The organism is Streptomyces coffeae, assembly GCF_016741875.1.
Lineage (GTDB): Bacteria > Actinomycetota > Actinomycetes > Streptomycetales > Streptomycetaceae > Streptomyces > Streptomyces coffeae.
Map to the genome: position 1 here is coordinate 77,940 of NZ_JAERRF010000002.1, position 15,309 is coordinate 93,248.

Here is a 15,309-nt window from a genome sequence, read left to right on the forward strand (position 1 = left end):
GGGCGTTGCCCCCATGAACACGGTGGTGAGGAGCGGAGATGGGCGAGTTGGTCCCCGGCGGCAATCTGACGCTGCCCGACGGCGCGCTGACGATCAGGGTGCCCGGCCCCTTCGATCTGTCCGCGCTGATCACCGGTGCGGACGGAAAGGTCGCGGGCGACGCCGACTTCGTCTTCTTCAACCAGCCCTCGGCGCCCGGCGCACAGCTGCACGGCGACACCCTCACCCTCCACCCCCGGCGGCTGCGCCCGGACGCCGAGCGGATCACCGTCGTCGTCAGCCCCGCCGACCCCGCCACCCCGCTCGGGCGGCTGCCGGTGCCCGCGCTGACCGTCCTGGCGGACGGCGGCGCGCCGGTCGCGCGGTTCACACCGCCGCGCCCCGCCCAGGAGACGGTGCTGCTGCTCGCCGAGGTCTACCGGCGCGGCGGCCGGTGGAAGGTGCGGGCGCTCGGCCAGGGATACGCCGACGGACTGGCCGGGGTGGCCCGGGACTTCGGGGTGGAGGTCGCCGATGAATCGCCCCCGCCCGCCGCCCCGGTACCCTCCACGCCACCGCCGCGGGGGCACCACAGCGCGCCGGGAGGGCCGCTGGGCGTGGTGAACGCGGCGCGGGCACGGGCCGGAGCGCCACCGCTGACCACCGACCCACGGCTGACCGCCGCGGCCGAGTCACACGCCGGGGCCATGGCCGCCGCGGGGCGGCTGGATCCGGAGGGCTCGGACGGCATCTCGCTGTTCCACCGGATCGCCACCGCGGGCTACCGCTGTCTGACGGTCGATGAGCATCTGGTCTCCGGGCCGCGCACCGCCGAGGAGTTCGTGGACTACTGCCTCTCCGGCGCGGAGCGCCGCGGTCCGTTCGGTGACCCGGCCGTGGTCCACCTCGGGCTCGGCCGAGCGGTCGGCCCCGGCGGGGACGTCTACTGGACCGCGGTGTGGGCCCGGCCGTTCACCCCGGACGGGCTGGCCCGGCTCACCTCCGAGGTCATCGCGCTCACCAACGCCGAGCGGGCCGCCGCCCGGCTCGCCCCGCTTAACCCCGAGCCCCGGCTGACGACGGCCGCGCAGCGGCACAGCGACGACATGGTCGCGCGTGACTTCTACTCCCACACCGGACCCGAGGGGCAGCAGCCCTGGGACCGGGCCCGGGCCGCCGGAGCCCGCCACCGGGGCATCGGGGAGAACATCGCCTGCGGTCAGCGCTCCGCGGCGGAGGTCGTCCGCGGCTGGATGGACAGTCCGGGCCACCGCGCCAACATCCTCAAGCCCGACTTCACCCATATCGGCGTCGGCTACGCCACCGGCAGCCGGGCCGGTACCTACTGGACGCAGGTCTTCGGCGCCGCCTGAGGAGCGGAGCGGGCCGTCAGGTGCGCGACTCCAGATCGAGCCGGGTGGCGTCCCCGTACACCCCGTTGGCGTCACCGCGGATCCCGTACCAGACCTGGAAGCGGGACACGGCCTCCGCGAGGGCCTGGTCGTACCGGCCGTTGACCTGCCCGCCCTGATAGACGTCCGGGATCCGCAGCAGCCGGGTCTGGAGTTCGGTGACCTGCGGACCGCTGTCCCCGAGCGTCAGGATGCCCGGATGCGCCTGCTGCTGCCACTGCTCGTCGGGTGTCCGCGCCGGGGGCTGTGACGGTGGAGTGGCGCCTCCGGTGACGGGCGGTGAACTCACCCCGCCCGTCACCGGAGGCGCCGCCCCCGTCGCCGCGTCCCGGGGCAGTACCAGGACGAGCGTCAACGCGACACCCACGCCGAGCCCGCCCACGAGCAGTGCCGCCGCCCGAGAGCGGCGCCGCATCACCGGGCCGGGCTCGGGCAAGGGAACGGTGTCGGGCGCGTACGCGGACGCGGTGGGCACCGCGTCCCAGGACCCCGGCACTCCCGGCCCCGGCTCCATCTCCTGGGTATCGGCCTCGGCCATCCGGTGGGCGTCCCGCGGCAGCGGGGCACCGGGCGGGCGGAACAGTTGCAGATCCTCCATCCACTCCGCGACCGGAGGGCCCTGCGCCGCGCCCGGTTCCCGCGCCGCGCGGGGTTCCGGGACCGGGCCGGGCGCGGGGACCGGACGGAAGGTGCTGCCGATCGGCTGGATCATCCGACCCCCGGTCCGCCGGCCGGGATCGTGTTCGGCTGCCATACAACCTCCTTCTGCGCCCCACACCGTCAAGCGGACATACGGACGGAAGTCCGGGACGTCTCAAGCGGACTGCCCACCTAGGTCGCGCATCAGTGATCCCACTGGTCTCTCCGCCCCCGGCACCGGAGATCGGTAGGGCGTGGCTCCCCGGGGTACGGATCCTGAAGTGTTGCCCTGTGTCCTGACACACCGAAGGGAGCGCATCTGATGGAACGGACCACGTGTTGTGTGGTGGGCGGCGGCCCCGCCGGGATGGTCCTCGGTCTGCTGCTGGCCAGAGCGGGCGTCGAGGTGACCGTCCTGGAGAAGCACGGGGACTTCCTGCGCGACTTCCGCGGTGACACGGTGCATCCCAGCACCCTGGCCCTCCTGGAGGACCTGGGCCTGTCCGAGCTGTTCGCCGCGCTGCCCCAACGGCATGTGCAGACCGTCCGGCTGCCCATCGGGCCGGGCGGCGACCTGGTCACCGTGGGCGACATCGGCGCGCTCTCGGGCCCGTACAACTACGTCGCCATGGTGCCGCAGTGGGATCTGCTGAACCTGCTGGCGGACGAGGCCGCGCGGGAGCCCTCGTTCCGTCTGCGGATGAACACCGAGGCCACCTCCTTCCTCCGGGAGGGCGGACGCATCACCGGGGTGCGCTATCGCGAGCGCACCCCGGACGGCGCCACCGGTGAACTGCGCGCCACCCTCACAGTGGCCTGTGACGGCCGGGGCTCCCTGGCCAGGGCCCTGCCCGAACTGGGGCTGCGGGCCTTCCCCTGTCCGATGGACGCCTGGTGGTTCCGGCTGCCGCGGCGGGAGTCCGATCCGCGGGGCGTGGTGGGCAACGCGGGGGACCGCTTTGTGACGGCCATGATCGACCGCGGTGACTACTGGCAGTGCGCCGTCCTCATCCGCAAGGGCACGGACGAAGAACGCCGTGCCGCCGGACTCGACCGGTTCCTGGCCGAGTTCGCACAGGCGACCCCGTGGATCGCCGACCGCGAACCGGGGCTGACGTCCTGGGACGAGGTGAAGCTGCTGGACGTACGGCTCGAACGGCTCCGCCGCTGGCACCGCCCCGGCCTGCTGTGCATCGGCGACGCCGCGCACGCCATGTCGCCCGTCTTCGGGATCGGGATCAACCTCGCCGTCGAGGACGCCGTCGCCGCCGCGCGCCATCTCGTGGGGCCGCTGCGCGAGGGCACCGTCGGGCTGCATGACGTCCGCGCGGTCCAGCGCCGCCGGTGGCCGACCACGGCCGCGACCCAGGCACTCCAGCGGATCGCCCATGCTCGGGTCATCGAACCGCTGCTCAGCGGGCGTTCACCGGTCGGCAAGGATGTACGCGCCCTGCGGCTGGCCGATCTGGTCACCAGGGCGCCGTGGCTGAAGCGGGCGCCCGCGTACTTCCTCGCCTACGGCGCGATGCGCGAGCGCCCGCCCGCCGTGTCGCTGCGCCGCCCGGACTGAACCGGGCGGGCGCACGGAGCCGGACGGTTCGGGCCGTGGGGCCCGGACCGTTCAGACGATGCCCTCCGCGATCTCCGCCTGCTCACGGGCGGTCCCGTAGCCGGTGGGGGTCTGGTACGAGCGGCGGGCGACGAACCACCAGATGGTGGCCAGGAACAGCGCCACGGCCAGCGCGATGGAGGCGTAGTTCATCGAGTCGACCGTCACCGGGCTGGACTGCGGCAGACAGAACAGCACCGTCACACAGGCGACCCACACCACCGCCACCCAGCCCACCGGCTTGCTCCAGCGGCCCAGATGCCACGGCCCCGGACGGAACCGGTCCCCGGCGCGCAGCCGCAGGAAGATCGGGATGGCGTAGGCGGGCGTGATCCCGATGACGTTGATGGCCGTCACCGCGCCGTAGGCGGTCGCCGAATACAGCGACGGAAGCGCCAGCACACACGCGACCGCCACCGACAGCCACACCGCATGCACCGGGGTCTGGGTACGGGAGCTGACCCGCTGCCACATCCGGGACCCGGGCAGCGCGCCGTCCCGGCTGAACGCGAACACCATCCGGCTGGCCGCCGCCACCTCCGCGTTGCCGCAGAACAGCTGCGCCACGATGACGATGAGCAGCATGGCGGTGGCGCCGCCGGTGCCGAGGGCGTCGATGAGGATCTGCGCCGGGGGCACCCCGGTCTCACTGTTCTGGGCCCCGGCGTAGTCCTGGATGGCGAACGTCAGCCCGGCCAGCAGAGCGAAACCGGCGGCCCAGGACACCCAGATGGCCCGGACGATCCCGCGCGCGGCGGACACCGAGGCGTTGGAGGTCTCCTCGGACAGATGCGCGGAGGCGTCGTACCCGGAGAAGGTGTACTGCGCGAGCAGCAGCCCGATCGCCGCCACATACAGGGGATTCGACCAGCCGGTGTCATTGACGAACTCGGTGAACACGAACTCCGGCGACTGATGGTGGGACGGCACGATCGTCAGCGCCCCGACGATCACGGCGACACCCCCCAGATGCCACCACACACTGATCGAGTTGAGCAGACTGACCAGCCGCACCCCGAACAGGTTCAGCACCGCGTGCAGCAGCAGGATGCAGACGAAGATGACCATGGTCGATTCCGGGGTGGGGTCGAAACCCCACTGGAGCTGGAACAGCGCGCCGGTGAACAGCGCGGCGCCGTAGTCGATTCCGGCGATCGCCCCCAGCAGCCCCAGCAGATTGAGCCAGCCGGTGTACCAGCCCCAGGCCCGGCCGCCGAGCCGGTCGGCCATGTAGTACAGCGCACCGGAGGTGGGATACGCGCTGGTCACCTCCGCCAGCGCCAGCCCGACGAACAGGACGAACAGACCGACCCCGGCCCAGCCCCACAGCATCACCGCCGGGCCGCCGGTGCCCATCCCGAAGCCGTACAGCGTCATACAGCCGGACAGGATCGAGAGCACCGAGAAACTGATGGCGAAGTTGCCGAAGCCGCCCATCCGGCGGGCCAGGACCGGCTGATAGCCGAGTTCCCGCAGCCGCTGTTCGTCGTCCTGCTGCGGGGCGGGCCCCGACTGCGACCATGCGGTGGACAAGAGGGTACCTCCGTAAGGGGAAAGCGGGGAACGTTCAACGGAAGGTGGTTCAACGGAAGGCGAGGGGGAGCCGAGCGGTGGCGCTCAGCCGCTGGGCCCGGGTCTGGGCCCGCGGGCGCCCGCCAGACAGCGGGTCCGGGCGCGCAGGAAGGTGTCCTCGGCCAGTGCGCGGTCCGACGGATCGGGGGTGCGATAGGCCCAGGGGAGCGGGGTGAAATACGGCCCCAATGCCTCGAACACCCGGGCCGCGTCCGGGAATTGCAGCGCCCCCCACAGCGCGTGGGCCAGATGGTTGAGGTCCAGCAGGGAGCTCGTGGTCCGGTCCGCGTGGTCGAACCAGCCGCGCAGCGCGCGGTTGGCGTCCCGGGCCGCGTCCTGGGTGGCCCAGTGGAGATCCAGCGCCTTCTCGAAACCGCGTTCCTCCCGGTACCGCTCGACATGGACGTACAGCGGCAGCACATGCAGCGGTGACGCCTCGGGCGCGCCCGAGACCACCCACTGCACGAAGTTGACCGCCTCGGCCAGAGATCCGCCGGCCCGTCGCATGTACACGAACTGGAGCATCCGGTGGTACGCCTCGCGGTTGTACGGATCGCGCCGGTCGGCCTCCGCCAGCAGCCCCCAGGGGCCGGGGAACAGCAGCGGCCCCGGCGGCTCCATCCGGTGCTCCGCCATCCGCTGATCGGTGTCGAGCTGTGCCAGGGCCAGCAGACACACCCAGGGCACCGGGTCCGCCGCGGAGTTGTGCGCGGCCATCCGGCAGCACTCCCACGCCTCCTGCCACAGCTCCTGGGTGCGCTGATGTCCCTCCCGATGGGCGCGGACCGCCCGTTCCACCACAACCCGGGTGTGCATCACCAGCGCCGCCACGCTGTCCGGCTCCTCGGCCCGCCACGCGTCCACCACATTGGATCCGGCGGCCACCGCGGCCAGTACCTGGGTGCGCTGGGTCCACAGCGTCCAGGTCGGGGTCTCCGCCAGCAGGTTGCGCATCGAGATCCAGCGGCCGGTCCGCAGGTCCTGCAAGGCGATGCGCAGCCCGTCGTCGTAGCCCGCCGGGTGGTAGACGGGGCGGAACTCTTCCTCGGCCATCGGGTGACTTTCGTGCGGAGCTGACGTAGACGTACCTGATGTGGAGCGGGGATGTTGCTGATGGAGCGTCATATACGCGGGCACACTGGAGATTCCGCTTCCGGGTGTGCTCGGCAGATCGTTGGATGTGGGGGATCTTAGGGCATCGCTGTGTCCGGTACATGACCGCGTATCCCGCGTCCGGCCGCGCTCGGCCGGTGGTGTGGAGAAATGGCACCGGTCCAGAGCGGCTCTTGACGCCGCCCCGATCCTGCCACCAGGCTGCTGTGCGCGATCATCGATAACCGCACGATCGACCGAGCCCCGATCGCTCCCACGCGGTCGGCCGACTCCCTCGCGGAGAACGGGACATGTTGCCAGCAGAGCACCGCGCACCCACCCCGGCCGACCCTTCGAGCGGCCCGGTGCTCGCCGTCGACCAGGGCACCTCGGGCACCAAGGCGCTGGTCGTCTGTCCCGAGCGCGGTGTGATCGGCACCGGTGCGGCCACCGTGCGCCCCCGTTTCCTGCCCGGCGGACTGGTCGAGGTCGACCCCGTCGCGTTGCTCACCTCGGTGGTCGACGCCGGACGCCAGGCGCTGAGCGAGGCGGGCGAACCGGTCGTGGCGGTCGGTCTGGCCAACCAGGGCGAGACCGTGCTCGCCTGGGACCCCGCCACCGGCACCCCGCTGACCGACGCGCTGGTCTGGCAGGACCGGCGGGCCGAGACGGTGTGCGCCGACCTGGCCCCCCACGCGGACACCCTGCGCGAACTGACCGGACTGCCGCTCGACCCGTACTTCGCGGCGCCCAAGATGGCATGGATCCGCCGCCACCTCACCCGCGAAGGTGTGGTCACCACCAGCGACGTCTGGCTGGTCCACCGGCTCACCGGAGCGTTTGTCACCGACACCGCCACTGCGGGCCGCACCCAACTGCTCGACCTGGACCGGGTGGAGTGGTCCCCGAGGGCCCTGGACCTCTTCGGGCTGAGCGCCGAGCGGCTGCCGCGGGTCGTCGACGCCGACACCGCGGTCGGCACCACCACCGCCTTCGGCGCCGAGATCCCGCTCACCGGGCTGCTCGTCGACCAACAGGCTGCCCTGCTGGCCCAGCGGGTGACCCGGGCGGGCGCCGCCAAGTGCACCTACGGCACCGGTGCTTTCCTCCTCGCGCAGACCGGCCCCCGGCCCCGCCGCGGCACCAACGGCCTGGTCAGCTGTGTGGCCTGGCGGCTCCGCGGGCGCACCAGCTACTGCCTGGACGGGCAGGTGTACACCGCCGCCTCCGCGGTGCGCTGGCTCACCGACCTCAAGGTGATCGGCGGGCCCGAGGACCTCGACCCGGTCGGCGGAAGCGTGCCGGACACCGGAGGAGTCACCTTCGTACCGGCGCTCGCCGGTCTCGCCGCACCGTGGTGGCGCGGCGACGCGCGGGGCTCGCTGACCGGCCTCGGCCTGGACACCACCGCGGGCCATCTGGTGCGCGCGCTGTGCGAGGGCATCGCCGCCCAGGTCGCCGAGATCGCCACCGCTGCCTCCGCCGACCTGGGCGCCCCGCTCACCAGCCTTCGCGTCGACGGCGGACTGACCCGCTCGGCCCTCCTCATGCAGACCCAGGCCGATCTGCTGCAACGGCCCGTCGAGGTGTCCGCGCTGCCCGATGTCACCGCGCTGGGTGTGGCCGCCGCCGCCCGGCTGGGACTCGACCCCGGCCTCGATACCGAACGGGCGGTCCCGGCCTGGGAACCGTCCGCGGTCTACGAGCCGCGGATCGGCGCGGCCCAGGCCGCCGAGCGGCTGGCGCGCTTCCGTTCGGCCGTGGCCGCGCTGCCGGACCCCGCGCCACCAGGTGCCGGGTGACACCGCCACCGAACGACCCGCCACCGCACACAAGCCGCAGCGAACAAGCGAGCAGGGAACCAGCATGACCGTCACGACCACGGGCGACCTCCCGGACGAGGTCTACGACGTGGCCATCGTCGGTGCCGGGGTGGTCGGCACCGCCATCGCCCGTGAACTGGCCGGACACCGGCTGCGGATCGCCTTGCTCGAGGCGTCCGACGACGTGGGCAACGGCACCTCGAAGGCCAACACGGCGATTCTGCACACCGGTTTCGACGCCACCCCGGACACGCTGGAAGCCCGGCTGGTGCGTGACGGCTACCGGAGGCTGAATGCGTACGCCGCCGAGGCGGGCATCCCGGTGGAGCCGCTCGGCGCGCTCCTGGTGGCGTGGGACACCGACCAGCTCGCCGCGCTCCCGGCACTCGCCGACAAGGCGGCGCGCAACGGCTACCACGAGACCCGGATCCTCGACGCCGACGCGGTCTACGCCCGGGAACCGCATCTGGGGCCGGGTGCCCTCGGCGCTCTCGACGTCCCTGGCGAGAGCATCATCTGCCCCTGGACGACCACGCTCGCCTACGCGACCCAGGCGGTGCGTGCCGGTGTCCACCTCCATCTCCACTGCACGGTACGGGCCGTCACCCCCGGCGAACACCACCAGGTGGACACCACCCGCGGTGTGCTGCGCGCCCGCCATCTGGTCAACGCCGCGGGCCTGTACGCGGACGAGATCGACCGGCTGCTGGGCCACACCGAGTTCAGCGTGACCCCGCGCCGCGGCCAGCTCATCGTCTTCGACACGTTCGCCCGCGGCCTGGTGAACCACATCCTGCTGCCGGTACCCACCAAGCTCGGCAAGGGGGTGCTGGTCACGCCGACCGTCTACGGCAATGTGATGCTCGGCCCCACCGCCGAGGACCTCGACGACAAACGCGCCACCGGATCGTCGGCCGACGGGCTCACCTTCCTCCGCGAGAAGGGCGCACGGATCATGCCGGAGCTGCTGGACGAGGAGGTCACCGCGGTCTACGCCGGACTGCGCGCCGCCACCGAACACAGCGACTACCAGATCCGCGCCCACCCCGCCCAGCGCTATGTGTCCGTCGGCGGCATCCGTTCCACCGGGCTGACCGCCTCCCTGGCCCTCGCCGCCCATGTGGCCGAACTCCTCACCGGATGCGGACTGGACCCCGGCCCCGCGCGGAAGCTCGAGCCGGTACGGATGCCCAACATCGGCGAGGCGTTCCCGCGCCCCTACCAGCGGGCCGACCTCATCGCCGCCGACCCCGCCTACGGCACCGTCGTCTGCCACTGCGAACGCGTCACCCGCGGCGAGATCCGCGACGCCCTCACCAGCACCGTGCCGCCGGGCTCCCTCGGCGGCCTCCAGCGCCGCACCCGCGCGCTCGGCGGCCGCTGCCAGGGGTTCTCCTGCGGAGCCGCCGTACGCGCCCAGTTCGACGGGCACGGCGGACCCGGCGCACCTCACCGCGCCCCCGGCATGGCACCGACGGAGGCCCGCCGATGACCGCCCCGACCGATCCCGCCACCGCCGCGCCCGGCCGCCGCCGGCGCGCCGTCGATGTACTGATCGTCGGCGCCGGACCGGCCGGACTCGCCCTCGCCGCCCGGCTGGCCGCCGCCGGGGTGGACCGGGTGGAGGTGCTGGACCGCGAGCGCCACGCGGGCGGCGTACCCCGCCACTGCCACCACACCGGATTCGGACTGCGCGATCTGCGGCGGATGATGAGCGGGCCGGACTACGCCCGCCACCACATCGCCACCGCCCTGCGCGCGGGCGCGGAGTTGCGCACCGGTGTCATCGCCACCGGATGGGCGGACCCGCGCACCCTGGACACCACCGGCCCCGGTGGTCTGGAACGGATCACCGCCCGGGCCGTGGTCCTCGCCACCGGTGCCCGTGAACGCCCGCGCGCCGCACGGCTGGTCCCCGGCGACCGCCCGGAGGGTGTGTTCACCACCGGACAGCTCCAGCAGGCCGTCCATGTGCACCATCAGACCGTCGGCCGCCGGGCGGTGGTGGTCGGTGCCGAACACATCAGCTACTCCGCCGTCCTCACCCTGCGCCACGCCGGGGCCGACGTGGCCGCCATGGTCACCGACCTCCCGCGCCACCGGACCGTGTCCGCGTTCGACCTCGGCACCCGGCTGCGCCACCCCTTCCCGCTGCTCACCGACACCACCGTGACCGGGCTGACCGGACGGGGACGGCTGAACGGTGTGCGGGTACGCCACCGCGACGGCAGAACCGCGACCATCCCTTGCGACACCGTGGTGTTCACCGGCGACTGGATCCCCGACCACGAACTGGCCCGGAGCGCCGGAATCGCCCTCGACCACGGCACCCGGGGCCCCGCGATCGACACCGAGTTCCGCACCGGAGAGCCCGGGGTGTTCGCCGTGGGCAATCTGCTGCACCCCGTCGAAACGGCCGAAGTGGCCGCTCTGGACGGCCGGTTGGCGGCCGGACCGGTGCTGCGCCATCTGACCGACGGGCGATGGCCCGCGGATCCGCTGCCGGTGCGCGTCGGCGCGCCGCTGCGCTGGATCGCACCCAACCGCATCGACCCCGGCGGCCCCCGTCCGCCACTGGACCGGTTCACCCTGCGCACCGCCGCGTTCCTGACCCGGCCGGTGCTCACCGTCCGTCAGGACGGCCGGACGCTGTACCGACGGCGGGGGCCGCGCACGGTGGCCCCCACCCGGCCGCTCCACCTCGGCGCCGACTGGATCGGCGCGGTGGATCCGCGCGGCGGGCCGGTGCTGGTCACGGTGGACTGACCGCCTCGGTCCCCGATCGGGAACTCTGCCCGCGATAGGGAACGGACCCTTCCACACGCTCACAGACCGCGCAGCCGGTCCATCTCCCGCCGGTCCCGCTTGGTCGGCCGCCCGGTGCCACGGTCGCGTACTCCGATCGGCACCGTGTGCTCGCGCGGCGGTGGTGGGGGACTGTTGTCCACATAGCACTCGATCGCGACGGGCGCTCCGACCCGCTTGCGCACCACCCGCGACACCACCACGACCCGGTCCCGCCCGCCGTGGCGCAGCCGCACCTCGTCCCCGGCGCGCACCGCGTGGGCAGGCTTGACCCGCTCGCCGTTGACACGGACGTGACCGGCGCGGCAGGCCGAGGCGGCCATCGAACGCGTCTTGGTGAGCCGCACGGACCAGATCCAGCTGTCCACCCGTACGGACCCCTCATCAGAAGCCATACTCCGACTCTAATGTCTAAGGTGCGACGCATGAGCGCACATTTCGACGTCGTGGTTCTGGGGGCGGGATCGGGCGGCTATGTCGCGGCGATCCGCGCCGCTCAGCTCGGTCTGACCACGGCCATCGTGGAGGAACGCTTCTGGGGCGGCGTCTGTCTGAACGTGGGCTGCATTCCCTCCAAGGCGCTGCTGCGCAATGCGGAGCTGGCCCATCTGTTCACCCATGAGGCGGCGGCTTTCGGATTCCGGGTGACCGGCGATGTGACCCTGGACTACCGGGCGGCGTTCGAACGCAGCCGGAAGGTGGCGGACGGCCGGGTCCGCGGCATCCACTACCTGATGAAGAAGAACAAGATCACCCAGTACGACGGACGGGGCAGCTTCACCGGCCCCCACGGCCTGCGGGTCACCCTCACCGACGGTCGCACCGAGAACCTGACCTTCGACCACTGTGTGATCGCGGCGGGCGCGACCACCAATCTGCTGCCCGGCACCTCGCTCAGCGACCGTGTGGTGACCTACGAGGAGCAGATCCTCTCACCGGAGCTGCCCGGCAGTGTGCTGATCGCGGGCGCGGGCGCCATCGGCGTCGAGTTCGCCTACATCATGCACAGCTACGGGGTGCAGGTGACACTGGTGGAGTTCCTGGACCGGATCGTGCCCCTGGAGGACGAGGAGGTCTCCGCCGAGCTGGCCCGCCGCTTCCGCAAGCTGGGCATCCACGTCCTGACCTCCACCCGGGTCGAGGCGATCAACGACGCGGGCTCCGCCGTCAAGGTCATGGTCACCACCGGCGGCCAGCGGCAGACCCTCCAGGCCGGGCGGGTGCTCCAGGCGATCGGATTCCGGCCCCGGGTCGAGGGCTACGGCCTGGAGAACACCGGCGTCCGGCTCACCGAGCGCGGCGCCATCGACGTCGACGGCCGCTGCCGCACCAGCGTGCCGCACATTTTCGCGGTCGGGGACGTCACCGCCAAGCTGATGCTCGCCCACGCGGCCGAGGCCATGGGCATCGTCGCGGCCGAGACGATCGCCGACGCGGAGACCCTGGCCTTGGACTACGTCATGATCCCGCGTGCCACCTTCTGCCAGCCGCAGATCGCCAGCTTCGGCTGGACCGAGGCCCAGGCCCGGGAGCGCGGCTTCGACGTCCGGGTGGCCAAGTTCCCGTTCAGCGCCAACGGCAAGGCCCACGGTCTGGGCGACCCCGTCGGCTTTGTGAAGCTCATCAGCGATGGCCGCCACGGCGAGCTGCTCGGCGGCCATCTCATCGGGCCCGAGGTCACCGAGCTGCTCCCGGAGCTCACCCTCGCGCAGCAGTGGGATCTGACCGTGCACGAGGTGGCCCGCAACGTCCACGCCCATCCCACGCTCAGCGAGGCCGTCAAGGAAGCGGTCCACGGGCTGGCGGGACACATGGTCAACATGTGACCCGCCACCGGCGACCACGAGATGTGATGTATGAGAATATGCGAGACAGTTTCATGTGAAACCGTGTTCTGCGCTGGGTGAGCGCAGCGGAGACGGGCAGGGAGCCCGCCCCGGCTGCGTGTCAGCTGACGACGGCCGCGGTGGTGGTCAGGAGCTCCGGGAGGGTGCCGGGGAAGTCGGACAGCAGCCGCAGCGCCACCGCCCACGCCTCCGGGTCATCGCCCAGATGGGTGGCGACCAGCGTCCGCAGCTCCCGGTATGCCGGAACGTCCGCCCGCTCTCGAGCATCCAGCGGCCGATGGGCCAGAAAGAGCACGGTGGGCCGGGCCGGACGTGCCTCGCGCACCACGTCCAGCAGGGTCAGTTGCCCGTGCTTGAGCGCCAGGCTGAGCCACTCGTCCGGCCTGGTGCGGGGCAGCCGATGGCGGCGCAGCAGATCACGGGCACCGGGGCGGGGGCCGGTGAGGTCATGAGGATGGGCGTCATGCCTCAGCCGCAGGTCGGCCGGGGCGCTGTGCCGGCGCAAGTCCTCCGGGCAGTCCTCCCGCCGCGCGATCCGGACGATGACGCTGTCCGGCAGCGGATCCCGGTCGTGCTCCTCGGCCAGTCCCTCCCAGGAGAGACCGGTCTCCTCGGACAGCCGGTCCAGCATCGTGTCGATCTCCCCGGGGGCCTGACGTCCCAGGCCACGGAGGATCGCCGCCTGGGCGGCGGGCGCCTGCGCCGTCGCCAACTCCTCACGCAGCACGGCCAGACCGTCCGGCGCCTCCAGCGCCTTCCGTACCAGGGTGTGCGTTTCGGGGGTCAGTGGATGTTTGCGCCGCTCTCGGCCGCCGAACTCGGTCTCGTCCAGCAGCGCCGCCACGTCCGACGCGCCGTACCGCTCCCACATCCGCACCAGCGGCAGCAACTGCCCGGCCGGCGTTTGCAGTTTGACCTTGCCCAGCAGGATCCGCACCAGCCGGGGATCGCCGGAGTCGCGGATCGGCAGCAGCCAGTGGCGGCGTCCGCTGCACTCGAGCTCCTGGACCAGCTCCCCGGTGACCGGCAGGGGCTCGGTACCCCCGCCCGTCCCGAACCGCCTGCCCACGAGGATGCCTCTGCGTTGCTCGTCCGTCAGATCCGTGTGGACGTACAGACAGGTGTTGATCTCGGGGTCGTCATGGACGATCAGCTCCTGGATCCGCTCCGCGGGCAGATCCCAGCGCGATGCCACGAGGGCGAGCACCGACCGGCCGTGGAGTGCGACCACGCGGTCGCGCACGACGGGCGAGGGCGGGTGGAAGAGCAGCAGATGCTGTACGGACCGGAGGTCCAGATGCCTCACGACCGCCGACTGGACGTCATCGGAGGCATGGTGGAACAGCCGGAGGAACGCCGCGCGGCCGCCCTCGGGGTGCTTGGCGGGGAACTCGGGACCGAGCGGCCGGGGCCAGTCCTTGCCCCGGTGCCTGACCGACTGCTCCACGGCCCCGGCCACCAGCTCGGTGGCCGTTCCGGCGAACCGGGGGAGCAGCGCGTAGAGCGCGCGCCAGGTGGCGAAGTCCGCCCCGAGCGGGCGGACCAGCTCGGCCGTCGCCTGACGGACCGTCTCCTCCCGGAAGGGAAGCGCGGCCAGCACCTGGCGGGCGGGCCGGACCTCGGCCAGCACCCCGTGGGCCGGATAGCGGCCTCTGGCGATGCCGCGCGCGAACAACAGGCGGAGTCCGTACGGCGAGTCGTCGCCCCGGTCGGTCCCGCGCAACAGCGCCCAGGGGAGGATGGGTTGTTCGTTCGTCCCCTGGCACGCGCGGTAGGCCGCCAGCACCAGTTCGTCCGGGCAGTCCGGGCGGGACGCCAGAGTGGCCAGCGCCCCGGCCGGGAAGGGCTTGGTGCGGTGCTCGGCCAGGATCGCTTCCCAGTCGACGTCGATGTCCTCCAGAGAGAACACCTGATACCTGCCCACGGTCGTACGCAGCCGGTTCACCAGGTCCCCGTCGTCGGGTGCCGGAGCGTTCTCAGGCCGAAGGCCCGCCTCCAGTACGGCCGCCTCCAGTACGGCGGCCGCATGCCGTACCACCTCGGGGAACGGTGCGCTGAGCGCCGGGACGAGATCGTCGGACGCGCGGGTGGACAGCAGAAAGCTCACCAGACCGCCCGGAGCGCGCCATCCGGGGTCCTCCAGGTTCTTCGCGGCTCCGGCGAGCACCGCGCGGCGCAGTCGCGTCTCCAGGTCCTGGCGCAGCCGCCGTCCGTAGAGCGTACGGGCCAGGCGGGGGTCGCCCAACGCGGCCAGCCGCAGCAGGACGGGCAGCCGGCGTGGAGGCGTCCCCTTGGCCAGAGCCGTCAGCAGTTCTCGGTCCGCGGACGCGATCACGTGGTTCACCACATGGCCGGGCAGGGGTGCTGAGGACTGGAGCATGGCGAGGGTCTCCTCGCGCAGCCGCGCCATGAGGTCCGGGGTGCGGGACCGTCCGGCGAGCCCGAGGAGAGTGGACAGCAGGGCAGGGGGGAGAGGCGCCACGCCGGCAAGTCTCCGATCGTCAGGTCCCGCCGCTGTGGCGGGAAGGGGG

11 protein-coding genes are annotated in these 15,309 nt (G+C 72.4%); 6 read left to right on the forward strand and 5 right to left on the reverse strand.

The genetic code is table 11. The features are described 5' to 3' along the window. Positions 1-38: 38 nt before the first annotated feature. Positions 39-1,352: a CAP domain-containing protein gene (locus JK363_RS02755; RefSeq protein ID WP_201871108.1), complete on the forward strand. Its 1,314-nt coding sequence runs from the start codon at positions 39-41 to the stop codon at positions 1,350-1,352. Positions 1,353-1,368: 16 nt separating this feature from the next. Here the strand turns inward: JK363_RS02755 and JK363_RS42070 are convergent, their stop codons facing one another. Next, on the reverse strand, positions 1,369-2,145 hold the full coding sequence (locus tag JK363_RS42070; protein ID WP_236075520.1) for a peptidoglycan-binding domain-containing protein: 777 nt from the start codon (positions 2,143-2,145) through the stop codon (positions 1,369-1,371). Between the two features lie 207 nt (positions 2,146-2,352). Between JK363_RS42070 and JK363_RS02765 the strand changes: the two genes are divergently transcribed. Further along, positions 2,353-3,600 (forward strand): FAD-dependent oxidoreductase, encoded by a 1,248-nt coding sequence (locus JK363_RS02765; protein ID WP_201871110.1) that lies wholly within the window; start codon positions 2,353-2,355, stop codon positions 3,598-3,600. Between the two features lie 51 nt (positions 3,601-3,651). On the opposite strand, the gene JK363_RS02770 is transcribed toward JK363_RS02765, so the two are convergent. Continuing rightward, positions 3,652-5,172: an amino acid permease gene (locus JK363_RS02770; protein ID WP_201871112.1), complete on the reverse strand. Its 1,521-nt coding sequence runs from the start codon at positions 5,170-5,172 to the stop codon at positions 3,652-3,654. Between the two features lie 84 nt (positions 5,173-5,256). Further along, entirely contained in the window at positions 5,257-6,264 is a 1,008-nt protein-coding gene (locus tag JK363_RS02775) for a hypothetical protein (RefSeq protein WP_201871115.1), read from the reverse strand. A gap of 350 nt (positions 6,265-6,614) precedes the next feature. Here JK363_RS02775 and JK363_RS02780 point away from each other — a divergent pair, with 350 nt between their 5' ends. The 3 genes from JK363_RS02780 (at position 6,615) to JK363_RS02790 (ending at position 10,892) form a co-directional block, all read left to right on the forward strand. Then, entirely contained in the window at positions 6,615-8,105 is a 1,491-nt protein-coding gene (locus JK363_RS02780; protein WP_201871116.1) for an FGGY family carbohydrate kinase, read from the forward strand. 64 nt (positions 8,106-8,169) lie between these two features. Further along, positions 8,170-9,618, forward strand: coding sequence for an NAD(P)/FAD-dependent oxidoreductase (locus tag JK363_RS02785; protein ID WP_201871118.1), 1,449 nt, complete (start codon positions 8,170-8,172; stop codon positions 9,616-9,618). Next, entirely contained in the window at positions 9,615-10,892 is a 1,278-nt protein-coding gene (locus tag JK363_RS02790; RefSeq protein ID WP_201871120.1) for an NAD(P)/FAD-dependent oxidoreductase, read from the forward strand. The genes JK363_RS02785 and JK363_RS02790 overlap by 4 nt, the downstream gene beginning before the upstream one ends. A 59-nt stretch (positions 10,893-10,951) precedes the next feature. On the opposite strand, the gene JK363_RS02795 is transcribed toward JK363_RS02790, so the two are convergent. After that, positions 10,952-11,326: an RNA-binding S4 domain-containing protein gene (locus JK363_RS02795; protein ID WP_201871122.1), complete on the reverse strand. Its 375-nt coding sequence runs from the start codon at positions 11,324-11,326 to the stop codon at positions 10,952-10,954. A 30-nt stretch (positions 11,327-11,356) separates the two neighbouring features. Between JK363_RS02795 and lpdA the strand changes: the two genes are divergently transcribed. Continuing rightward, entirely contained in the window at positions 11,357-12,757 is a 1,401-nt protein-coding gene (lpdA, locus tag JK363_RS02800) for a dihydrolipoyl dehydrogenase (protein ID WP_201871124.1), read from the forward strand. Positions 12,758-12,878: 121 nt separating this feature from the next. Here lpdA and JK363_RS02805 read toward each other — a convergent pair whose 3' ends face one another. After that, entirely contained in the window at positions 12,879-15,260 is a 2,382-nt protein-coding gene (locus tag JK363_RS02805) for a hypothetical protein (RefSeq protein ID WP_201871126.1), read from the reverse strand. Positions 15,261-15,309 lie beyond the last annotated feature (49 nt).